The following is a 20,329-nucleotide window of genomic DNA, read 5'->3' as shown; positions in this document are numbered from 1 at the left end:
CGAAAACAGGCGCTCGGAAATCGGTGAACAGGCTTTAGTCAGCCGGGACGAAGGGGTCAACGCGGCCAAGGTCGACGAGCGCCTCGCAGAGGCGTGATGAGTGAGTGCGGCGCGCATCACGATTTCGCGTGTGGCTTGTCTGCACTAGCTTTTTGGCCGCCCGGAGGTCAGCTTTCGATCATGTCGGGGTTTATTTTGGTCGTCTTCGCCGGCGCGCTGCTTCAGCAAGCCGCACCACATCCCTCCACGTTGGAGCAATATCGCGCTCCGGCGATCCGGCCGTTCGAGCCGACGTCGGACTTCGGACGCGAGCGGGCGCAGGGGGACGGTGAGACCGAGGCCCACCGCCGGCCGCTGGACGCGCCGGTCTCGGTCGACGCCTATGCCCGCTCCTACGAATACTCGCCCGGCGATATCGACGCCGCCTACGACCAGGGCGTGGCCTCCGCGGAAATCCGGGTCGACCAGAGCGCCGGCCCGCTGGACGGTCGCTGGCAGGTGTCCGACGAGCACGGTCGCCCCCTGTTCGGCCTGGCGTTAAGCGATCCCGGGCAAGGCGCGGTCGGGGCCGTCGTCGAAGGCGGCTGGCGGGGGCGCGACGGCGCCGGAGCCGCGACGGCCGAGGGTCATGTGCTGACGCTGGAGGGGCTGGGCGTCCTGTCGCTGCAGCCCGCGACCGGCGGCTGGCGCGGCACCCTGACCGCCGGCGGTCACGCCCGCCCGGTCAGCCTTAGCCGGCCTGGCTGAGTCTCAGGCGCGAGATTTCGGCCTGGAGCGCCGAGGCGCCGTAGGGCACCGACGGTCCTCGTCCCCAGACCGGATCGGGCCACAGGGGGTCGTCGTGACGACGGCCGACGACATGGACATGCAGTTGCGCGGTGACATTGCCGATCGCGCCGACGTTCAGCTTCTGCACCGGCTGTCCCGCCGCCTCGCCCAGCAGCCGCACCGCGTCACCGGCCTTCAGGATCTCGTCCATCAGCACAGTGCGATCCGTCGGGGTCAGATCCTCCAGCTCATGCAGGCCCGCCCGACGCGGGATCAGGATCAGCCAGGGAAACCGGGCGTCGTCCTGAAGCCGGACCTGGCACAGGGGCCAGTCGAAGACGATCACGGAGCCGGCGTCGAACGCGGGATCGGCCTTGAACAAACTACTCATCCGTCTTCGGTCGCGCGCCGCGGCCGAGGCGTCAAGCCGCGCCGTCAGTTCAGCGCATAGACCACGCAGGCCTGATCGGTCAGTTCGCGCAACGGCGGCTGGAGCGCCAGGCGCGCGGCCTCGATCTGGGCTTCGGTCGGCGCGGCTGCGCCGGGCGGAGGCGGGGGCGGGGGAGGAGGCGGCGGTCCGAAGTCGGCCACCCGGCTACCGGTCACCACCACGTCGGAGACGTCGGTCGCCTGACCCCCGCCCCCGCCATAGGAGGGCCAGCCCGCCAGCACGTCGGTTTCGCAGGCGCGTCCGGTCGGGTCGATCACCTGAACCCGCCCGAGGCTGGTCCCGGCGTTTTCCGCGGCGGCGCGGGCGCGGCGGGCGGCGTCCTTGACGGCCTCGGCCTGCAGGGCCGTCTTCAGGGCGTTGTCCGGCTGCAGCTGGAAGGAGACGCCGCTGACGGCGGTTGGCTGGGAGGCGGTGACGGTGGCGTAGACCCGTTCCAGCACCGCGACATCGCGGATGGTGACGCTGACGGTGGCGTCGGACTGATAGCGGGCGATCCGGTCGGCGCGGACGTTGTCGCGCATGATCCCGTTCTCGTCGCGGTACTGGTCATAGATAGGGCGGGTGGTGATGGTGGTTTCGACCCGCACCACATTCGCGCCATAGGCGCCGAGCGCCTGGCTGAGGGCGCGGACCTGATCGCCCGCCTTGCGCGAGGCCTCGGCCGCCGAACGGTCGATGGACTGGAAGCTGGCGGCGAAGCCGGCGCGATTGGCGGTCACCTCGGCGCGGACATGGCCGATGGAGGCGATGACCGGCGACCGCATCCACCAGGGCGCGGGCACATAGCGGTCGCCGACGGTCGCGGGCGGGGTCTGGGCGAGGACGGTGGAGGGGATGACCGCCGGGGCGGCGGTCGCGAGGGTCAGCAGGACGGCGGTGAGACGGCGCATTTCCGGAACTCCCTGTTCTGCCGTCAGCCTCTGCCTCGCCGTGGGCCGGGTAAAGGCCGGAACGGACATTGTCAGAACCCGTCAGGCCTATGATAGCGATAGGAAAAATCTATCGACCTTTCCGGTGTCGAACGATTGACTTTGTGCACTGCAAAGGCCATTTCGCGGTTGCGGCGCCGCTCCCCCGGCGCTCCGGATTTCCAATTTTCAAGCTCTATCCAGGAGAACAGCTATGCTGGGCGTCGGTCAAAAACTGCCGGAATTCAAGGTCATCGGTGTGAAGCCGGGCTTCAACGAACACGAAGAAGCGGGCGTCTCGGCGTTCGAGCCGATCACCGGCGAGAGCTTCGAAGGCAAGTGGAAGGTCATCTTCTTCTATCCGAAGGACTTCACCTTCGTCTGCCCGACCGAAATCGCCGAGTTCGCCAAGCTGGGTAAGGATTTCGCGGATCGCGACACCGTCGTCCTCGGCGGCTCGACCGACAACGAATTCGTCAAGCTGGCCTGGCGCCGTGACCACGCCGACCTGTCGAAGCTGCCGATCTGGCAGTTCGCCGACAACGGCGGCAAGTTCGCCCGCGAACTCGGCATCCTGAACGAGGAAGAGGGCGTCGCCCTGCGCGCCACCTTCGTGGTCGATCCGCACAACATCGTCCAGCACGTCTACGTCACCAACCTGAACGTGGGTCGCGCCCCGGCCGACACCCTGCGTGTCGTCGACGCCCTGCAGACCGACGAGCTGTGCGCCTGCAACCGCCCGGTGGGTGGTCAGACCCTGGCCGCTTAAGTCCTGGTCAAGGCGAGGTTCGGACCGCGTTCAGTTGGGTCCGGGCCGTTCCTGAGAGGGCGGCGTCGGTGTTCCGTCGCCGCCCTTTTTGCATCTGATGTCCGGGCGCGCCGCGTCCCCATTCCAGACCTGGCCGCCCGCTCCGGGAGCCCGGCGCCGGTCTCACCTTCAAAGGATTCCCATTATGTCCATCGACACCCTGCGCGACCTCATCCCGGCCTATGGCAAGGACATCTCCCTGAACCTGTCGTCGCTGGCCGGCGAGACGGTGCTGAACGACCAGCAGAAGTGGGGTTGCTTCCTGGCCTCGGCCCACGCCATCGGCGTCGCGCCGGTGGTCAAGGCCATCGAGGCCCAGGCGGCCACGATCCTGACGCCGGAAGCGCTGAACGCCGCCAAGTCGGCCGCCGCCATCATGGGCATGAACAACATCTACTACCGCGCCCTGCACCTGATGAAGAACCAGGAGTACACGACGCTGCCGGCCAAGCTGCGCATGAACGTGATCGCCAACCCGGGCGTGGACAAGATGGACTTCGAGCTGTGGTCCACCGCCGTCTCGGCCATCAACGGCTGCGGCGCCTGCATGGACGCCCACGAGAGCGAGCTGCGCAAGCACGGCATCCCCAACACCCAGGTCCAGGCCGCCCTGCGCATCGGCGCGGTCGTCCACGCCGTCAGCCGGATCGTGGCCTCGGAAACGGCTTTGGCGAACTGACGCCTGCGGGAGGGGACGGCCCGGTTCGTCCCTTCCCGTCTGATCGCGCGGCGCCGTTCACGACGCGAACGCGCCGTTCACGAAGGCCGCGCTGCGCGACGCACGAAAACGGTTCAGGCGACCCGGGTCATTCCCCGGGGAGCCCTTCATGCCGCGCGCCGTCACCCTCAGCCTGTTCTGCCTGCTGACCTTCATCTCCCTCGCGGTCGCCCTGTTCAGCGCCCGCTTCCTTCTGCCGGACCCGATCATGGCGGAGGGGATGGCGCCGCATCTGCAGGCCCGGCCGCTTGTCTTTCTGACGCATGTGGCGGGCGGGGTGACGGCTCTGGCGCTGGGCGGAGTCCAGCTGGTCACCTGGCGCGGACCCCGGCGCGGTTGGCACCGGGCGGCGGGCCGGGTGTACGTCTTCGCCTGCCTGCTCAGCGCGGTCGCGGGCCTTGGATTGGCGATGACCAGTCCGTCAGGGCCGGTCGCCGGTTCGGGGTTCGGCCTGCTGGCCGTCAGCTGGTTCTCGACCACGGCGTGGGGGTGGCGAATGGCCCTCACCGGCGATTTCGCCCGGCACAGGCGGTGGATGATCCGCAGTCTGGCGCTGACCTTCGCGGCGGTGACGCTCAGGATCATGATCCTGCTGTCGATGATCAGCGGGCTGGACTTCGCGGTCGCCTATCCGGCCATCGCCTTCCTGTGCTGGATCCCGAACCTGCTGCTGGTCGAGCTGTGGCTCAGGCGCGGCGGCTGGACCGCTACGCCGTCGGCGCCTCGCCGTATTCCACGAAATGGCTGAAGCGGCTGAACTGGCCGCCCATCACCGCATCCACGCCGTCGGCCCAGGCGCCGACGCCTGTCCCGCGCACCACATAGGTCATCACCAGCGTCCAGCCCGCGTTGGCGGGGGACCAGCCGATGCCCAGGTCGGCGCGGGTGGTCTTGCCCTTCAGCGGGCCCAGCGGCGCATCCAGGAGCACGCCCGTCTCCGGGTCCGCCGCCGTCACCCGGCCATGTTCGAAGACGGTCCCGTCGGCCAGCCGTTCACAGAAGCAGGCCCCGATCTGAAGCGGCAGGGTCAGGTTGGCGGCGTCGCCGCTGTAGGTGTGGGCGCTGTCCCACCACTGACCGACCTCGCCGATGGCGTGGTAGAGGTCCTCGGGCGTCGTCTCCAGCCCGACCTCGTAGCGCAGGACGAAATGGTCGGCGCTTCGCTCGATGACCTCGGCGGCGGCGGGCATGGCCGTGAAGGCGAGTACGGCCGCAGCTAGCAGTGACTTCAGCATGATCAATCCTCCCGACGGCGATGGACCGCCGCCCGGAGGGTTCCGTCAAGTCAGGGCCGTCCGGTCAGGCCGACTGGAAGGTCAGCGGTTCGCCCCAGAACTGGCTGACGCGTTCTGACTGCGGGCCCGGCGTGCCGGTGGTCAGGAAGTCGCGACGACCGGAGCCCCCCAGCAGATATTCGGGGTGCCGTTCGAAATAGCGATCCAGCGCATCCGCCACCGCCGTCGGCTGATGGATCAGCGACGTGCCCTCGGGCAGGGCGGCGGCGAAGACGTCGGCGACGATCTCGTAGTGGGTGCAGCCCAGAATGGCCTTGTCCGGGTGACGGCCGATCCGGCGACGCAGGGCGTCGACGTGATCCCTGACCACCACTTCCAGCTCCTCCTCGGGGGCGCCGAGCTCGATCAGGCCCGCCAGGCCGGGGCAGGGCTCGGAGAAGACGGCCAGATCCTCGCGCCGCTTGTCGATCTCGATCTCATAGACCCGGCTCATGGCCGTGGCGGCGGTGCAGAAGACGCCGGTGATCTCCAGCGCCTCGATCTTGTCGCCCAGCCGTTCGGCCTCATAGGTCCACGGCAGGCCGGTGGCGGCCTCGATGGTCGGCACGATGATGCCCAGCACATTGACCGGCCGACCGTGACGCGCCCGCGCCTCGGGCACCCAGGTCTGCTGCAGGCGGCGCAGGGCGATGGCGCTGGCGGTGTTGCAGGCCAGGACGATGACATTGGCCCCCGCCTCGAACAGGCGTTCGCAGCCCGCGCGGGTCAGGTCGACGATCTCCTCGCCGCCCCGGCCGCCATACGGCGCATTGGCCTGATCGGCCAGATAGACGAAGTCCCGCTCGGGGAAGCGTCGGGTCAGTTCGCGGTGAACGGTCAGCCCGCCCACGCCGGAGTCAAATACGCCAATGGCCATGGGCGCGCTTTAGCGGTGCGACACTCCGCCGTCCATGGTCTGACATTGCAGGGTCTTCATGGACAGTGCGCTGGCCCGGGGACTAGGGTCGCCCCGAAACGAAGCGACGCTACGGAGTACCCCATGCACAGACGCCAACTTCTCATCGCCGGAGGCAGCCTTATGGCCCTGACCGCCACCGCCGGCTGCGCCACAGGCTCGGCCATGGGCGCCAGCGCCGCCGCCGGGAGCCTCGAAGAGGACGCCCGCGTCGCCCGCGCCGTCCTGCCCATGCAGACGCCGCGCGCCGAACTGCTGCAGCCCTGGACCGGCCCCTACGGCGGCGTGCCCCCGTGGGACAAGGTGACGGCCGCCAAGCTGCGCGAGGCGCTGCTGGAAGGCATCGAGCTGCAACGCGCCGACTACAACGCCATCGCCGATAACGCCGACGCCCCGACCTTCGCCAACACCCTGGTGGCCATGCAGATGGCGGGTGAGCCGCTGGACCGGGCCGGCAGCCTCTACGGCGTCATGACCTCCAACATCGGGTCGGACGACTACAATGCGGTCGACACCGAGCTGTCGCCCCTGCTGTCCGCCGCCGGCGACGAGATCAGCTTCAACGCCAAGCTGTTCCAGCGCGTGAAGACGGTCGCCGACAATGCCGACGCCATGGGCCTGACCGCCGCCCAGAAGCGAATCGCCGAGCGCAGCCGCGACAGCTTCATCCGCTCGGGCGCCGCGCTGGACGCCGCCGGCAAGGCCGAGCTGGGCCGGATCAACACCGCCCTGGCCAACGCCTTCACCGCCTTCAGCCAGAAGGTCGTCGCCGACGAGAACACCTGGACGGTGATCCCGAACGAAGCCGGCGTCGCCGGCCTGCCGGCCTCGAACAAGACGGCCGCCGCCGCCGCCGCGCGCAGCCGCAATGTTCAGGGCTGGGCCGTGGTCAACACCCGCTCCAGCGTCGATCCCTTCCTCAGCTTCGCGGACGACCGCGCCCTGCGTGAAGTCGTCTGGCGCAAATTCGTGAACCGGGGCGACAACGGCGATCGCAACGACACCAATGCGACCATCGCCGAGATCGTCGGCCTGCGTCAGCAACGCGCCCGCCTGCTGGGCTATCGCAACCACGCCGAACTGCGCATGCAGGACACCATGGCCAAGACCCCGGCCGCGGCGATGGAGCTGATGAACCGCGTCTGGGCCCCGGCCAAGGCGCGGGTCGCCGAAGAAGTCGCCGACATGCGCGCCATCGCCGGTCACGACATCGAACCGTGGGATTATCTCTATTATTCGGAGAAGGTCCGGAAGCAGAAGTACGACCTCGATCAGAACGAGCTGAAGCCCTATTTCGAGCTCAACAACGTCCGCGCCGGCTCGTTCGAGATGGCGCGCCGCCTGTACGGCTTCACCTTCGAGAAGCTGGCGCCGGGGACCGTTCCGGTCTTCCATCCGGACGTGGTGGTCTATGAGGTCAAGGACGCGGGTCGTCCGATCGGCCTCTACTACGCCGACGACTACGCCCGTCCGGGCAAGCGTTCGGGCGCCTGGATGACGACCTACCGGTCGCAATCCACCTTCGACGGACCCAAGAACACCCTCGGTTCGAACAACAACAACTTCATCAAGGCCGAGGGCGGCGAGCCGATCCTGATCTCGCTGGACGACGCCGAGACCCTGTTCCACGAGTTCGGCCACACCCTGCACGCCTATTCGTCCAACATCGTCTATCCGGCGCTGGGCGGCACGCCGCGGGACTTCGTGGAATATCCGTCGCAGGTGCACGAGCACTGGGTGCTGACGCGCCCGATCCTCGACGGCTTCCTGAAGCATGTGGAGACCGGCCAATCCATGCCGCAGGCCCTGATCGACAAGGTCGAGGCGGCCGCCACCTTCAACCAGGGCTATGCCACGGTCAGCTATCTGTCCTCGGCCCTGGTCGATATGGACCTGCACACCCAGGCCACGCCGCCGACCGACATCGACGCCTTCGAGAAGGCGTCGCTGGAGCGGTACGGCATGCCGAAGGAGATCGTGATGCGGCACCGTCTGCCGCAGTTCAATCACCTGTTCACGTCCGACGCCTACTCGGCCGGGTACTATTCGTACCTCTGGTCCGAGACCATGGACGCCGACACCTGGGCCTATTTCGAGGAGTCGGGCGACGTCTTCAATCCGGACATCGCGCGCCGCTTCAAGGAGATCATGCTGGCCCCGGGCAACACCGTGGACCGCGCCGAGGCCTATCGCGCCTTCCGCGGTCGGGACCCGGACGTCCGCGCCCTGCTGAAGGTCCGGGGCTTCCCGACCAACTGAGCCGGCGACGAGAACAGGGAAGGCCGGTGGTTCGCCACCGGCCTTTTTCTTGTGCGCGCGTCAGGCCGGCGGCCGGACCCTTCCCTGCAGGCCCTCAGTAGGCGACGGCGGCGCGGCTGGCCGCGTAGTCGACCTGCGCGGCGCCCGGCAGTTGGCGAAGGGCTTCGCGGCGGACCGCGGCCTGGCAGAAGGGGCGGTCGCTCAGGAGGCTGCCGGGACGGCGGGCGTCGCGGCACAGGGTCCGGGCGGCAGCCTCGACGCGCTGGTCGAACGTCCGGGCCCCGGCGGTCGAGGCGAGGTCGAGATCGGTCCATCCGATCCGGGCCTGCTGGGCGGAGGCCGAGCCGGCGGCGGCGAGAACGAGGACGGCGGTGAGGGAAGCGAGAATCTTCATGGCGGTCTCCTGGGGAGCGCTGCATCGCTCGGGGGTGGCGACCCCGGCCCTATGAGCCGCCCCTGTTTCAGGTCCGTGAGACTTCGGCGGCGAAATCGAGACGCCGGATTAATTCGCGGAAAGCTGAACGCCGATCAGCCGCTGTTGCGCAGCCCCGCCGCCACGCCGTTGAGCGCCAGCAGAATGCCTTCGCGCACGCGCGGATCGTCGTCGCCCGCCCGGCGCCGCCGGATCAGCTCGATCTGCACATGGTTCAGCGGCTCCACATAGGGCATGCGCAGGCGGATCAGCCGGTCCAGCTCGGGCTGGCCCCCCAGCAGGGCGTCCTGTCCGGTGATGGCCAGCACGGCGGCCTCCGTCCGGTCCCACTCGGCCCGGATCGCCGAGAACACCCGGTCGGCCAAGGCCGCGTCGGGCACCAGGGTCGCATAGCGCCGGGCGATGGTCATGTCGGCCTTGGCCATAACCATCTCCATGTTCTGGATCAGGGTGCGGAAGAAGGGCCAGTCGCGGTGCATGGCCTGCAGCTCCTCGACCGAAACCCCCGCGATCGCGGAGCCGAAGCCGAACCAGCCCGGCAGCATGACCCGGCTCTGGCTCCAGCTGAACACCCAGGGAATGGCCCGCAGATCCTCGATGGCCGTGGAGGCGGTGCGCGAGGCCGGGCGCGACCCGATCTTCAGGTCGGCGATCTCGGCGATCGGGGTGGCGGCGCGGAAATAGTCGACGAAGCCGTCGGTCTCATAGACCAGGGCCCGATAGGCGCTCATCGAGGCCTGCGACAGCTTCGCCAGGGTCGCGCCATGGCGTTCGGTCAGGGCGGCGTCAGGCGGCGGGGCCAGCGAGGCCAGCAGGACGCCGCAGGTCAGGGCGTCGAGGTTGCGGCGCGCGACTTCCGGCTCGCCGTATTTGTTGGCGATGACCTCGCCCTGTTCGGTCACGCGGATACGACCGGCGACAGTGCCCTGGGGCTGGCCCAGAACGGCGGCGAAGCTGGAGCCTCCGCCCCGGCCGACCGCGCCGCCCCGGCCGTGGAACAGCTGCAGGCGCAGGCCCGCCCTGTCCGTCACCTGCAGCAGCGCCCGCGACGCCTCATGCAGTTCCCAGGTCGAGGTCAGGTAGGAGCCGTCCTTGTTGGAGTCGGAGTAGCCGATCATCACCTCCTGCACCCCGCGCGCCGTGGCGACGGCGAGGGCGGAGGGCTCCTTCAGCAGCCGCTCCAGCGTCGGCCTCGAGGCGCGCAGGTCGTCGATGGTCTCGAACAGGGGCGCGGCCTGCACCGGGCAGGCGGCGGGGTCCTCGGGCCGATACAGCCCGACCTCCTTCAACAGCAGATAGACCTCCAGCAGGTCGGAGGCCGCATCAGTCTTGGACACGATATGGGTGCGGATCGCCTGGGGGCCGAACAGGCGCAGGGCCTCCGCCGCCGCCTGCAGGATGCCGCGCTCCTTCAGCGTCTCCCCGGCATAGGTTTCGTACGGGTTGAACAGCAGCCGGCCGGACGCCAGCTCGGCGGCCAGCACCGTCAGCCGGGCCTCCTCGTCCAGCGCGATATAGTCCTCCGCCACGCCGGCGACCTTCAGCAGGTCGGCGACCACCCGCTCATGCACATCGGCGTTCTGGCGCAGGTCCAGCGTCGCCATGTGGAAGCCGAACACATCGGCGGCGGTGATCAGCCGGGCCAGCCGGTCGTCCGCGAACACCGCGCCATGGTTGGCGACCAGACTGTCCTGCAGGACCGCCAGATCGGCCCGGAAGGCGTCCGGACCGGCGTAGGGTTCGGCCGCGAAGGCGGCGGCGCGGGGGGCGGGCTGGCCTGTCAGGATCGGATGGGTGGCCGCCAGCCGGGCGTAGATCTGGCTGAGAACCTTCCGATAGGGTTCGTCGGCCCGGTGCAGGGAATGGTCGCCCGACCCGCCGGCCAGCGCCTCAAGCTCCGGCGAAATGACGCTCATCGATCCCGACAGGCTCAGTTCGGCGCCCAGCGCATTCACCTCTTCCAGATAGAAGCGCAGCACGGCCCGGGCCTGGGTCCGGAAGGCGGCGGTCAGCACCTCGCCGTTGACGTTGGGATTGCCGTCCCGGTCGCCGCCGACCCAAGTGCCGATGCGGATGAAGGGCTCGAGGTCGGGATCGTCCAGCCGCTTGCGCCATTCCGCCAGCTGGGCCGGGGCGACGTGCAGGAAGATGCGTTCGAGGAAGGAGACGACCGTGTCGATCTCGTCCTGGACCACCAGTCCGGCCTGACGCACCAGCCGGGTGGCCCACAGGATGGTCGTCTGGCGGCGCAGGCCCGCGTCGCGCGCCTCGACATCGCAGGCCGCGCCGTTCTGGTCGCACGTGTCCAGCAGGTCGGACACGGCGGCGATCCGGTCGATCACGCTCTTGCGCCGCACCTCGGACGGGTGGGCGGTCAGCACCGGCGAGATCAGGGCCGAGGCCAGAAGGTCGCGGGCGTCCCGCGGCGACTGCCCGGCGGCCTTCAGTCTATCCAGCGCACCCTCCGGCGTGTCGGGACGGGCGCCGGAGGCGGTCTGTTCCTGGGCCCGCCGCTTGCCCGCGCGATCCTCTGCGACATTGGCCAGCAGGGAGAAGACGGCGAAGCCGTGCGCCAGCCCGACCGCCTGATCCAGCGACAGCTCGCCCAGCAGGGTCTCCAGCAGGCGGGCGTCCTTTTCACCGGCGTCGCGGTGCCAGGCGACCGACGCCTGCCGGACCGCTTCGATCCGGTCGTAGAGCTCGCGTCCGCCCTCGGTGAGGATCACCTCGCCCAACAGGCCGCCCAGCAGGCGAACCTCTTCTCGCAACCGGTCGTCGGCGGCCTGGATCATGATGGTGTCTCTCAGCGGGGAGGCCGGGAGCGTCACCGTATCAGGGGTTCCGGAACTGGCCATGCCTGACGCCAACGCTGAAACCTGAAGTGCGTTCGGCGCGCCGTTTGCAGGACGGCCCGCGAGATCCCACGCCCGCGCCCGGTGCGCAGGAGAAAAGCCATGTCAATTTCGTCAGTTGCAGGGTTCCTCGGCAATCTCGCCGGCCTGTCCGGGGCTGTTTCGACCCGGCAGAATGCGCCGCTCGAGGCCAGTTCGGCCCGGTCGGACATCACCGAGATCCGCGAGAAGGGCCTCAGCGAATGGGCGCGCGAGCAGAAGATGGAGGCCCTGAAGGCCAAGATCCGCGACCAGATCCTGGGCGAGAACAGGCTGACCGAAAGCGGCGTCGCCGCCCTGTCGGTTCAGCAGCGCAACTCGGTCGAGGACCAGATCGCGCAACTGGTCCAGCAAAAGCTGGAAGAGACCCTGCAGCGCTCGATGGATGACGCCGCCCGCTCGGGCAGGACCGAGGCGGTCCTGCTGGATATCTCGGTCTGAACGCAAGACGCGGCCCTGAGTCGACAAACGCCCGACTTTCCTCCATAAGCCGCCGCTTCCGGCGCAATTGAACCTGCGTCTCCACCATCACGACCCCGGTTTCGACCGGACGAGGATGGCGAGAACCCTCTGCCGACGTGATCGTCGCCAGAGGCCATTTCTCTATGGGGCCAGGTTCGACGCCACATGAGGTAGTTGATGTTCGAGGCTCTGAACGAGCGGCTTACAGGCGTTTTCGACCGGATCACCGGTCGCGGCGCCCTGTCCGAAAAGGACGTGCAGGAGGCCATGCGCGAAGTGCGCGTCGCCCTGCTCGAGGCCGACGTCGCCCTGCCCGTCGTCAAGGAATTCATCGCCTTCGCCACCGAGCGCGCGACCGGTGAAGAGGTCATCCGCTCGGTCAAGCCGGCCGATCAGGTGGTCAAGATCGTCTATGACGGTCTGGTCGAGATGCTGGGCGGCGATGAGCCGACGCCGATCAACCTGAACGCCGCGCCGCCCGCCGTCATCCTGATGGCCGGCCTGCAGGGCTCGGGCAAGACGACGACCTCGGCCAAGCTGGCGCTGCGTCTGACCAAGTTCGACCGCAAGAAGGTCATGCTTGCATCCCTCGATACGCGCCGTCCGGCCGCGATGGAGCAGCTGGCCCAGCTCGGCAAGCAGATCGAGGTCGCCGTCCTGCCGATCGTGGCGGGCGAGAGCGCGGTCCAGATCGCCAAACGCGCCCTGACCTCGGCGAAGCTGCAGGGCTTCGACGTCCTGATCCTCGACACCGCCGGCCGGATCACGCTGGACGAGGCCCTGATGGCCGAGGTGGCCGAGGTCGCCGATGTCGCCAAGCCGGTCGAGACCCTGCTGGTCGCTGATAGCCTGACCGGTCAGGACGCCGTCCGCACCGCCAAGGCCTTCCACGAGCGCCTGCCCCTGACGGGTCTGGTCCTGACCCGCGCCGACGGCGACGGGCGTGGCGGCGCCATGCTGTCGATGCGGGCCGTCACCGGCCTGCCGATCAAATATCTCGGCGCCGGCGAAAAGGTCGATGCGCTGGACGTGTTCGACGCCCGCCGCGTCGCCGGCCGCATCCTGGGTCAGGGCGATATCGTCGCCTTGGTCGAGAAGGCCAGCCAGGAGCTGGACGCCTCCAAGGCCGAGGCCATGGCCCGCAAGCTGGCCAAGGGGCAGTTCGACCTGAACGACCTCGCCGCCCAGCTGCAGCAGATGAAGAAGATGGGCGGCCTTCAGGGCATCATGGGCATGCTGCCCGGTGTCGCGAAGATGAAGTCCCAGATGGCCGACGCCAATATCGACGACCGCATGATCGCCCGTCAGGAAGCCATCATCTCGTCGATGACCAAGGCCGAGCGCAAGAAGCCGGACCTGCTGAACGCCAGCCGCAAGAAGCGCGTGGCCGCCGGCGCCGGTGTCGAGGTTCAGGACATCAACCGCCTGCTCAAGCAGCACCGGCAGATGGCCGATATGGTCAAGTCGCTGTCGCGCGGCGGACCCAAGAAGATGCAGCAGATGGCCGCCATGCTGGGCGGTCTCGGCGGCGGTGGCGCGGGTGGCGCCGACATGGCCCGCCTCAAGGCGATGGGCGGGGGCAAGATGCCCGAGCCGAGCGCCGACGAACTGAAAGCCCTTCAGGACCGCATGGCGGGTCTGGGCGGCGGACAACTTCCGGGGGGCCTTCCGGGCCTTCCGGGCTTCCCTTCCAAGAAATAGAACGACCCAAGAAAGAAGACCAAAATGCTGAAGATCCGTCTGGCCCGTGGCGGCGCCAAGAAGCGCCCGTACTACTACATCGTCGTCGCTGACTCGCATTCGCCGCGCGATGGCAAGTTCATCGAGCGCGTCGGCACCTACAACCCGATGCTGCCGCGTGACGGCGAGCAGAAGCGCGTCGTGCTGAAGGCCGACCGCATCTCGGAATGGCTCGCCAAGGGCGCCCAGCCGACCGACCGCGTCGCCCGCTTCCTGTCGCAGGACGAAGCCCTGGCCGACAAGGTGAAGTGGACCCAGTCCAACAACCCGAACAAGGCCCAGCCGGGCAAGAAGGCGCAAGAGCGCGCCGCTGAACGCGCCCAGCGCGAAGCCGACCGCGCCGAAGCCGAAGCCGCCGCCAAGATCGAGGCCGCTGAAGCCGCCGTCCGCGCCAAGGAAGAAGCCGCCGCCGCCGCTGAAGCCGCCAAGAACGCTCCGCCGGCTGAAGAAGCCCCGGCTGAAGAGGCTGTCGCCGAAGAGGCTCCGGCCGCTGAAGCCGCCGCTGAAGACGCTCCGGCCGCTGAAGCCGCGACCGAAGAAAAGTCGGAAGCCTGAGCTCCTCCGGTTCGCCGGATGTGAGGTGAGGGGGCGGCGTCCACGGACGCCGCCCTTTCTTTTTTGAAGGCGCCGTTTCCGCTTCGCGCTATTTCAGGCGGGAGGACGGGGCGTCGGTGAGGTGAACGTGGCTCAGGACAAGCTCATTCAGGTCGGTCAGGTCTCCGGCGGCTTCGGCGTCCGGGGCGAGGTGCGGATCACGGCCTATACCGCCGACCCGATGACCCTGCTGGCCTGGCGCGACCTGTTGCGGGCCGACGGCACGACCGGGCTGACCCTGCTTTCGGCGCGTCCCGACAAGGTCGGTGTGGTCGGCCGGGCCAAGGAGATCGCCACCAAGGAAGAGGCCGACGCCCTGCGTGGCCTCAAGCTGTTCATTCCGCGCGACCGTCTGCCCGAGGCCGACGAGGACGAGGTCTATCTGACCGACCTGATCGGCGTCGAGGCGCGCGAGCCGGACGGCACGGTGCTGGGCACGGTGAAGTCGGTGCCGAATTTCGGCGCCTCCGACATGCTGGAGATCGCCCCGGTCGCCGGCGGCCCGACCTGGTATCTGCCGTTCACCAAGGACGCGGTGCCCGAACTGCATCTGGCCGACGGCTGGCTGCTGGTGGTGCGGCCCAATGAGGTCGGTGAGCGCGAGCCGGACTGAACCGCCCGGCACGGCGAACGTTACGTCGATCCATCAGGAAAGGCGTAAGCGCATGAGTATCTTCAGTTCGATCTGGGACCGCATTCGCGGCCATCGCAAGCCGGACGCGCCCGCCGCGCCGACGCCGGCGCCGCACACCCCGACCCCGGCGCCCGCGCCGCAGGCCGCGCCTGCCGCCCTGCCGCCCGTCGATGTCGAGGCCGTGCTGCAGTCGATGGCGGATCAGAAGGATGGGGGCGGCAACTGGCGCACCTCGATCGTCGATCTGCTCAAGCTGCTGGGGCTGGATTCCAGCCTGGACGCCCGCAAGTCGCTGGCCGAGGAATTGGGCGTGAACGCGGGGCCGCACGGCTCGGCCGAGCAGAACATCGCCCTGTCCAAGGCCGTCTGGCGCAAGCTGGCTGAAAATGGCGGCCGGGTGCCCGACTCGCTGCGGGACTAGAGGGCGGTCAGGCGGCCCGGCGCTTCCAGCGCAGGGCCGCCAGGGCCAGAAAGCCCGCCAGAAGACCCCAGAAGGCGGAGCCGATGCCGAACAGGGCGACGCCCGAGGCCGTCGCCGCGAAGGCGATGGTGGCGGCCTCGCGGTGGTCCGGCTCGGCCATGGCGCCGGACAGGGCGCCGGTCAGGGGCCCGATCAGGGCGAGGCCCGTCAGCACCGCCAGCGCGCCCGGAGGCATGGCGATGAACAGGCCCGCCAGCGGCGCGGCGAACAGGGCCACGATCAGATAAAGGCCGCCGTACAGCACGCCCACGATCCAGCGCTCGCCCGGGTCCGGGTGGGCGTCCGGCCCGGTGCAGATGGCCGCGACGATGGCCGCCATATTGATCCCGTAGGCGCCGAAGGGGGCGAGCACGACGGTGGCGAGGCCGGTCGAGAGCAACAGCGGCCCCGGCGGCGGCTCATAGCCCGCGGCGCGGAGCACCACGAGGCCGGGCAGGTTCTGGGACACCAGGGTCACGAGGAACAGCGGCAGGGCGAGGCTGACGGCCGCCTTCAGGTCGAAGACCGGCAGGACGGGGACCAGCTGGCCGAACAGGCCGGTTCCGGGCGGGGTGGTCACCTGACCGCGCAGGGCCAGCACGAGGAAGGCGCCGACCAGCACCGCGGGCAGGGCCCAGGTCGGGGCCAGCCGCCGCATCAGCAGGAAAACGGCGAACAGGCCCGCCGCCAGCGCCAGATCGGTCGGGAAGACGAGGAACAGCTTCAGGCAGAAGGGCAGCAACACGCCCGCCAGCATGGCCGAGGCGATGCCGCCCGGGATCCGCGCCGCCAGCCGCCCCAGGGCGGGGACGAGACCGGTGATGACCATCAGCAGGCCCGCGATCAGGAAGGCGCCGACGGCGGTGGGCCAGCCGAGGCCGAGGGTGGAGGCGGCCAGCAGGGCGGCGCCCGGCGTGGACCAGGCCAGGATGACCGGGACCTTGAGCCGCCAGCTGAGCAGTATCCCCGGCACGCCGATGCCGAGGCAGAGCGCCGTCACCATCGACACGATCTGGTCCGGCGACGCGCCCAGCACATGGCCCGCCTGCACCACCAGCGCCACCGTGCCGCCGATGCCGATGATGGTCCCGACGGCGGCGGCGGACAGGGCGGAGACGGGCGGGACGGCGACGGGCAGGCGGGGGAGGGTCATCTCCCGCGCGTACCCCCTCACCCCCCGTTCGAGAAGGGCTTCCCTCCAAGGTTCGCCGCGGCGAGGGTTTCGAACATCAGGTGGCTCATGCCGCCAGACCCGCCGAAATGCCACCAGTTCAGCGCGGCGATCCGGTCATAGCCCTTCCAGTTCGCAACGAAGACCTCAAGTTTCTGGTCCGCCTGCGCTTCGGTGAATCCGCCCTCGCCCCAATAGGCCTGGCCCGTGACGATCAGGGGTTTGGGGTTTGAGCCCATCCATTTCATCCAGCGATCCAGACACAGGTCCACATACTCGCCCGGGGTCTGCGCCTGATAGGCGCCGCCGCCGGGGCGTCTGAACTGCTGCACCATCTTCTGGTTGGGGAAGTTGAACCAGTAGATCTGGGGCGCGAAGGCATCGACATAGGGCGCGGCGGCCATCAGAAGGTCAGGCTCGTGCCAGTCGATGAAGCCGAAGGTGGACAGACCGAAGGCGCCCGGCAGGCCCTTGCGAACCGTCGCGCAGAAGGTCTGGATCTCCGTGATCGTCCATTCGGAGTTGTTGTGCTTGGGCTCGATGTCCGCGACGTAGTCGGCGAGGCCATAGGTCTTGAGTTCCCTGAGCGCGGTTCTGGCCTCTCCGGCGGGGTCTTCACCCTGGCACCAGCCCCAGCCCGCCACGGCCACGCCGGCGGCCTTGCAGGCGTCGATCAGGGCCTGGTTCTGGGCCTTCTCCGCCGCCGTGTAGGCGGTCCGGCCGTGGATGCGGACCCAGACGTGCTGCATCCCGGCTCGCTTGAGCGCGGCGACGACATTGGGCAGGGAGCCATAGTCGGCGATGGTCGCGGGCACATCGTAGATGAAGGCGCCGTGTCCCTTCAGGGCGGGAGAGAGGGACGATGTGCTGACGGGCGAGACCTTCACCCCGACCGCCGCATCCGCCTTCAGGTTCTCGATGACGCAGATGTAGGGATTGACCGTGCGCGGCTTGATGTGGCCCGAGGCCGTAAGCTGCACCTCGGTGCGGCCCACCGTCTGGCCTTCGTTTCCGCCGATGGTGACCGCGTAACGGATCCCCGCCTTGACGACGATGTCGACGACCACGGCGCTGTGCGACGCGAAATTGTCGTTCTGCGCGGCGTAGTCATAGGTGAATTTCGCGCCGCCCCGGTTCCAGGCGATGATGTCGCCGACCTTGGGCGCATGGTCCGCAATGCGTCTGGCCCTGAACGGGCCCTTGCCGGCGGCGGCGTTGCCGATGGTCCGGTTGATGAAGACAGAGTGCCGGATGGAGAAGTCGAACTCGGCGACGGTGGCCCCGGCGGCGAGGACGCACCAGGACACGAAGGTCGCCGACCACGCCCATGAGGAGATGTCCGCCCCCATGGCCCAGCCCTGGGGATCGCGCGGATCAGCCTTCGAGAGGTCGGCGAGATAGGTTTTGTAGATCCGGGTTCGCAGGCGGGGATCGGTTTCGGGGACGCCCCCGAAACTCTTCCACTCGCCTTCCGCGACGGCGGCGAGCCGGCTGGCGTAGTCAGACATGATATCCCCCCGATCAGCGCCCGGTCGCCCGGTGCGGCTGGGTTGGAAGGACAGTCGCCCGTTTCCGGAGCCGGACCGTCCCACAACCTTCAGGGGATCAAATTACACGCGAAAGTCGCCGGAGTGAAATAGAAAAACCAACGTTCTTTGTGTTGCGCGGCGGGCGGAGCCTGGCTCAGCCCTCCATGTCGTCCGGCAGGCCGACGGCGTGGAAGCCGGCGTCGACGTGGACGACTTCGCCCGTGGTCGAACGACCCAGGTCCGAGCACAGCCACAGGGCGGCGCCGGCGACGCCTTCCATCGAGGTCTCTTCCTTGATCAGCGAGAACTGGGCCGACTTGGAGTGCAGGCCGCGGCCGCCCGAGATGCCGGCCAGCGACAGGGTGCGCATGGCGCCCGCCGAGATGGCGTTGACGCGGATGTTCTTGGGACCCAGGTCGCGGGCGATGTAGCGGGTCGCGGCTTCCAGCGCGGCCTTGGCCACGCCCATGGTGTTGTAGTTCGGGATGACCCGCTCCGACCCGAGGTAGGTCAGGGTGATCAGGCTGCCGCCGTTCGGCATCAGTTTGGCGGCGCGCTTGGACACGTCGACGAAGCTGAAGGCCGAGATGTTCATGGCCAGCAGGAAGCTGTCGCGGGTGGTGTTGTCGACGAAGGAGCCCTTCAGCTCGTCCTTGTTGGCGAAGGCCACCGAGTGGACGACGAAGTCGATCGTGCCGAAGGTCTTTTCCAGCTCGGCGAAGGCGGCGTCCATCGAGGCGTCGTCGGTGACGTCGGCCGGGATCAGCAGCTTGGCGCCGACGCTTTCGGCCAGCGGGCGCACGCGGCGCTCCAGGCTTTCGCCCAGATAGGTGAAGGCCAGTTCGGCGCCCTGGGCCGCCAGCTGGGAGGCGATGCCCCAGGCGATGGAGCTGGAATTCGCCACCCCCATGATCAGGCCCTTCTTGCCCTTCATCAGGTCGCCCTTGGGCATGTCCCAGTTGGATTCAGCGGCCATGGGGAGTCTTCCTTCTCTGGTGGCCTGACGCTCGCGACGCGGTCGCTCGCTTGGGGCCGGACGTGCGTTAAATCAGGCGTCGATCTTGCTGAGGATCAGCGTGCCGTTGGTGCCGCCGAAGCCGAAGCTGTTGGACATGACGTGCGTCAGCGGGCCGTCGTGGCGGGCGCGCAGGATCGGCATGCCCTCGAACTCGGGGTCGAGGGTTTCGATGTGGGCGCTCTCGGCGGCGAAGTCGTTGTCCATCATCAGCAGGCAGTAGATGGCCTCCTGCACGCCCGCCGCGCCGAGCGAGTGGCCCGTCAGCGACTTGGTCGAGGAGATCATCGGCATGGCGTCGCCGAACACGTTGCGGACGGCGCCCATTTCCTTGCTGTCGCCGACCGGCGTCGAGGTGCCGTGCGGGTTCAGGTAGTCGATCTTCGGATTGCCGGCCATTTCGAGCGCGATCTTCATGCAGCGCTCGGCGCCCTCGCCCGAGGGGGCGACCATGTCGTAGCCGTCCGAGTTGGCGCCGTAGCCGGTGACCTCGGCATAGATCTTCGCGCCGCGCGCCACGGCGCGTTCGTATTCTTCCAGCACCACGATGCCGGCGCCGCCCGCGATCACGAAGCCGTCGCGGTCCTTGTCATAGGCGCGGCTGGCCCTGGCCGGCGTCTCGTTGAAGTTGGACGACATGGCGCCCATGGCGTCGAACATGTTCGACATGGACCAGTCGATGTCCTCGACGCCGCCGGCGAAGACCACGTCCTGCTTGCCCCAGGCGATCTGTTCGGCGGCCGCGCCGATGCAGTGGGCGCTGGTCGCGCAGGCCGAGGAGATCGAATAGTTGATGCCCTTGAGCTCGAACCAGGTGGCCAGCACGGCCGACGGACCCGAGGCCATGGCCTTGGGCACGGCGAACGGCCCGATGCGCTTGGGCGAGCCCTTCTCCACCGTGGTCGCGGCGGCCTGCAGGATGACCTGGGTCGAGGGACCGCCCTCGCCGACGATCAGGCCGATGCGCGGATCCTTGATCGCCTCGGGATCGAGGCCGGAATCCTTCAGCGCCTGTTCAAAGGCGATGTGGCCCCAGGCGGTGCCGTTGGCGAGGAAGCGGGCGGCGCGACGATCGACGTGCGGGGCCCAGTCCTCGGCGGTGTGACCCAGCGACGGCGGAGCCCAGACCTGCGAGCGGAAGCCGTGCGCCGCGTGGTCGGCGGCGTGCTGAACGCCCGACTTCGCGTCGCGCAGCGATGCGGTGACCTCTTCGGCTCCGGTGCCGATGGAGGAGACAATGCCCAGGCCGGTGACGACGACACGCCGCATGGCGGATTCCTTCCAAGAACTGTTCAGGC

General features: G+C 68.7%; 20 protein-coding genes. 10 read left to right on the top strand and 10 right to left on the bottom strand.

The features are described from left to right. Positions 1-180 precede the first annotated feature (180 nt). Positions 181-747 (top strand): hypothetical protein, encoded by a 567-nt coding sequence (locus ACW174_RS04995; protein WP_492016601.1) that lies wholly within the window; start codon positions 181-183, stop codon positions 745-747. Here the strand turns inward: ACW174_RS04995 and ACW174_RS04990 are convergent. Together ACW174_RS04990 and ACW174_RS04985 are read right to left on the bottom strand one after the other, a co-directional pair. Continuing rightward, the gene (locus ACW174_RS04990) at positions 731-1,159 is read right to left on the bottom strand and encodes an HIT domain-containing protein (protein ID WP_492016600.1); all 429 of its coding nucleotides are present in this window, start codon (positions 1,157-1,159) and stop codon (positions 731-733) included. The genes ACW174_RS04995 and ACW174_RS04990 overlap by 17 nt on opposite strands. Positions 1,160-1,203: 44 nt before the next feature. Beyond that, positions 1,204-2,109 (bottom strand): SIMPL domain-containing protein, encoded by a 906-nt coding sequence (locus ACW174_RS04985; RefSeq protein ID WP_492016599.1) that lies wholly within the window; start codon positions 2,107-2,109, stop codon positions 1,204-1,206. A gap of 232 nt (positions 2,110-2,341) precedes the next feature. Here ACW174_RS04985 and ACW174_RS04980 point away from each other — a divergent pair, with 232 nt between their 5' ends. The 3 genes from ACW174_RS04980 to ACW174_RS04970 all read left to right on the top strand — a co-directional run bounded on the left by ACW174_RS04980 (position 2,342) and on the right by ACW174_RS04970 (position 4,401). Further along, positions 2,342-2,896, top strand: coding sequence for a peroxiredoxin (locus ACW174_RS04980; protein ID WP_492016598.1), 555 nt, complete (start codon positions 2,342-2,344; stop codon positions 2,894-2,896). Positions 2,897-3,080: 184 nt separating this feature from the next. Beyond that, positions 3,081-3,614: an alkylhydroperoxidase, AhpD family gene (gene ahpD / locus ACW174_RS04975; RefSeq protein WP_492016597.1), complete on the top strand. Its 534-nt coding sequence runs from the start codon at positions 3,081-3,083 to the stop codon at positions 3,612-3,614. A gap of 148 nt (positions 3,615-3,762) precedes the next feature. Next, positions 3,763-4,401 carry a DUF2306 domain-containing protein gene (locus ACW174_RS04970; protein WP_492016596.1) on the top strand — a complete coding sequence of 213 codons (639 nt, stop codon included), beginning with the start codon at positions 3,763-3,765 and terminating at the stop codon, positions 4,399-4,401. On the opposite strand, the gene ACW174_RS04965 is transcribed toward ACW174_RS04970, so the two are convergent. Together ACW174_RS04965 and ACW174_RS04960 are read right to left on the bottom strand one after the other, a co-directional pair. After that, positions 4,361-4,888, bottom strand: a complete 528-nt coding sequence (locus ACW174_RS04965) for an SRPBCC family protein (protein WP_492016595.1) — start codon at positions 4,886-4,888, stop codon at positions 4,361-4,363. The genes ACW174_RS04970 and ACW174_RS04965 overlap by 41 nt on opposite strands. A 64-nt stretch (positions 4,889-4,952) precedes the next feature. Beyond that, positions 4,953-5,804 (bottom strand): glutamate racemase, encoded by an 852-nt coding sequence (locus ACW174_RS04960; RefSeq protein WP_492016594.1) that lies wholly within the window; start codon positions 5,802-5,804, stop codon positions 4,953-4,955. A gap of 123 nt (positions 5,805-5,927) precedes the next feature. Here ACW174_RS04960 and ACW174_RS04955 point away from each other — a divergent pair, with 123 nt between their 5' ends. Next, complete coding sequence (locus ACW174_RS04955; RefSeq protein WP_492016593.1) at positions 5,928-8,102, top strand: M3 family metallopeptidase; 2,175 nt, start codon at positions 5,928-5,930, stop codon at positions 8,100-8,102. Between the two features lie 94 nt (positions 8,103-8,196). On the opposite strand, the gene ACW174_RS04950 is transcribed toward ACW174_RS04955, so the two are convergent. Both ACW174_RS04950 and ppc read right to left on the bottom strand, forming a co-directional pair. Beyond that, entirely contained in the window at positions 8,197-8,496 is a 300-nt protein-coding gene (locus ACW174_RS04950; RefSeq protein WP_492016592.1) for a UrcA family protein, read from the bottom strand. Between the two features lie 134 nt (positions 8,497-8,630). Beyond that, positions 8,631-11,327: a phosphoenolpyruvate carboxylase gene (ppc, locus tag ACW174_RS04945; RefSeq protein ID WP_492016591.1), complete on the bottom strand. Its 2,697-nt coding sequence runs from the start codon at positions 11,325-11,327 to the stop codon at positions 8,631-8,633. Between the two features lie 162 nt (positions 11,328-11,489). On the opposite strand from ppc, the gene ACW174_RS04940 reads away from it, so the two are divergent. The 5 genes from ACW174_RS04940 to ACW174_RS04920 all read left to right on the top strand — a co-directional run bounded on the left by ACW174_RS04940 (position 11,490) and on the right by ACW174_RS04920 (position 15,277). Further along, positions 11,490-11,867, top strand: a complete 378-nt coding sequence (locus ACW174_RS04940) for a hypothetical protein (protein ID WP_492016590.1) — start codon at positions 11,490-11,492, stop codon at positions 11,865-11,867. Between the two features lie 198 nt (positions 11,868-12,065). Continuing rightward, positions 12,066-13,589 carry a signal recognition particle protein gene (gene ffh / locus ACW174_RS04935; protein WP_492016589.1) on the top strand — a complete coding sequence of 508 codons (1,524 nt, stop codon included), beginning with the start codon at positions 12,066-12,068 and terminating at the stop codon, positions 13,587-13,589. Positions 13,590-13,613: 24 nt separating this feature from the next. Continuing rightward, positions 13,614-14,183, top strand: a complete 570-nt coding sequence (gene rpsP, locus ACW174_RS04930) for a 30S ribosomal protein S16 (RefSeq protein WP_492016588.1) — start codon at positions 13,614-13,616, stop codon at positions 14,181-14,183. Between the two features lie 127 nt (positions 14,184-14,310). Then, entirely contained in the window at positions 14,311-14,835 is a 525-nt protein-coding gene (rimM, locus tag ACW174_RS04925; RefSeq protein ID WP_492016587.1) for a ribosome maturation factor RimM, read from the top strand. 52 nt (positions 14,836-14,887) lie between these two features. Beyond that, positions 14,888-15,277: a DUF3597 domain-containing protein gene (locus ACW174_RS04920; protein WP_492016586.1), complete on the top strand. Its 390-nt coding sequence runs from the start codon at positions 14,888-14,890 to the stop codon at positions 15,275-15,277. A 7-nt stretch (positions 15,278-15,284) separates the two neighbouring features. Here ACW174_RS04920 and ACW174_RS04915 read toward each other — a convergent pair whose 3' ends face one another. The 4 genes from ACW174_RS04915 to fabB all read right to left on the bottom strand — a co-directional run bounded on the left by ACW174_RS04915 (position 15,285) and on the right by fabB (position 20,300). Then, entirely contained in the window at positions 15,285-16,469 is a 1,185-nt protein-coding gene (locus tag ACW174_RS04915; RefSeq protein ID WP_492016585.1) for a benzoate/H(+) symporter BenE family transporter, read from the bottom strand. Between the two features lie 17 nt (positions 16,470-16,486). Beyond that, a complete protein-coding gene (locus tag ACW174_RS04910) occupies positions 16,487-17,995 on the bottom strand; it encodes a DUF2272 domain-containing protein (RefSeq protein ID WP_492016584.1) in 1,509 nt (502 codons plus the stop codon). 175 nt (positions 17,996-18,170) lie between these two features. After that, complete coding sequence (locus ACW174_RS04905; RefSeq protein ID WP_492016583.1) at positions 18,171-18,992, bottom strand: enoyl-ACP reductase FabI; 822 nt, start codon at positions 18,990-18,992, stop codon at positions 18,171-18,173. Between the two features lie 72 nt (positions 18,993-19,064). Continuing rightward, a complete protein-coding gene (fabB, locus tag ACW174_RS04900; protein WP_492016582.1) occupies positions 19,065-20,300 on the bottom strand; it encodes a beta-ketoacyl-ACP synthase I in 1,236 nt (411 codons plus the stop codon). Between the last annotated feature and the right edge of the window lie 29 nt (positions 20,301-20,329).

It is taken from the genome of Brevundimonas sp. AVps31, assembly GCF_058681355.1.
This window is presented reverse-complemented; position numbering and strand designations above follow the sequence as displayed.

Excerpts from the sequence above, each read along its gene's own strand:
- ACW174_RS04965 (WP_492016595.1), bottom strand. The coding sequence starts at position 4,888 with ATGCTGAAGTCACTGCTAGCTGCGGCCGTACTCGCCTTCACGGCCATG.
- ffh (WP_492016589.1), top strand. The coding sequence starts at position 12,066 with ATGTTCGAGGCTCTGAACGAGCGGCTTACAGGCGTTTTCGACCGGATC.
- ACW174_RS04910 (WP_492016584.1), bottom strand. The coding sequence starts at position 17,995 with ATGTCTGACTACGCCAGCCGGCTCGCCGCCGTCGCGGAAGGCGAGTGG.
- ACW174_RS04980 (WP_492016598.1), top strand. The coding sequence starts at position 2,342 with ATGCTGGGCGTCGGTCAAAAACTGCCGGAATTCAAGGTCATCGGTGTG.
- ACW174_RS04940 (WP_492016590.1), top strand. The coding sequence starts at position 11,490 with ATGTCAATTTCGTCAGTTGCAGGGTTCCTCGGCAATCTCGCCGGCCTG.
- ACW174_RS04960 (WP_492016594.1), bottom strand. The coding sequence starts at position 5,804 with ATGGCCATTGGCGTATTTGACTCCGGCGTGGGCGGGCTGACCGTTCAC.
- ACW174_RS04950 (WP_492016592.1), bottom strand. The coding sequence starts at position 8,496 with ATGAAGATTCTCGCTTCCCTCACCGCCGTCCTCGTTCTCGCCGCCGCC.
- ACW174_RS04955 (WP_492016593.1), top strand. The coding sequence starts at position 5,928 with ATGCACAGACGCCAACTTCTCATCGCCGGAGGCAGCCTTATGGCCCTG.
- ahpD (WP_492016597.1), top strand. The coding sequence starts at position 3,081 with ATGTCCATCGACACCCTGCGCGACCTCATCCCGGCCTATGGCAAGGAC.
- ACW174_RS04920 (WP_492016586.1), top strand. The coding sequence starts at position 14,888 with ATGAGTATCTTCAGTTCGATCTGGGACCGCATTCGCGGCCATCGCAAG.
- rpsP (WP_492016588.1), top strand. The coding sequence starts at position 13,614 with ATGCTGAAGATCCGTCTGGCCCGTGGCGGCGCCAAGAAGCGCCCGTAC.
- ACW174_RS04915 (WP_492016585.1), bottom strand. The coding sequence starts at position 16,469 with ATGACCCTCCCCCGCCTGCCCGTCGCCGTCCCGCCCGTCTCCGCCCTG.
- fabB (WP_492016582.1), bottom strand. The coding sequence starts at position 20,300 with ATGCGGCGTGTCGTCGTCACCGGCCTGGGCATTGTCTCCTCCATCGGC.
- ACW174_RS04990 (WP_492016600.1), bottom strand. The coding sequence starts at position 1,159 with ATGAGTAGTTTGTTCAAGGCCGATCCCGCGTTCGACGCCGGCTCCGTG.
- ppc (WP_492016591.1), bottom strand. The coding sequence starts at position 11,327 with ATGATCCAGGCCGCCGACGACCGGTTGCGAGAAGAGGTTCGCCTGCTG.
- ACW174_RS04985 (WP_492016599.1), bottom strand. The coding sequence starts at position 2,109 with ATGCGCCGTCTCACCGCCGTCCTGCTGACCCTCGCGACCGCCGCCCCG.
- ACW174_RS04970 (WP_492016596.1), top strand. The coding sequence starts at position 3,763 with ATGCCGCGCGCCGTCACCCTCAGCCTGTTCTGCCTGCTGACCTTCATC.
- ACW174_RS04995 (WP_492016601.1), top strand. The coding sequence starts at position 181 with ATGTCGGGGTTTATTTTGGTCGTCTTCGCCGGCGCGCTGCTTCAGCAA.
- ACW174_RS04905 (WP_492016583.1), bottom strand. The coding sequence starts at position 18,992 with ATGGCCGCTGAATCCAACTGGGACATGCCCAAGGGCGACCTGATGAAG.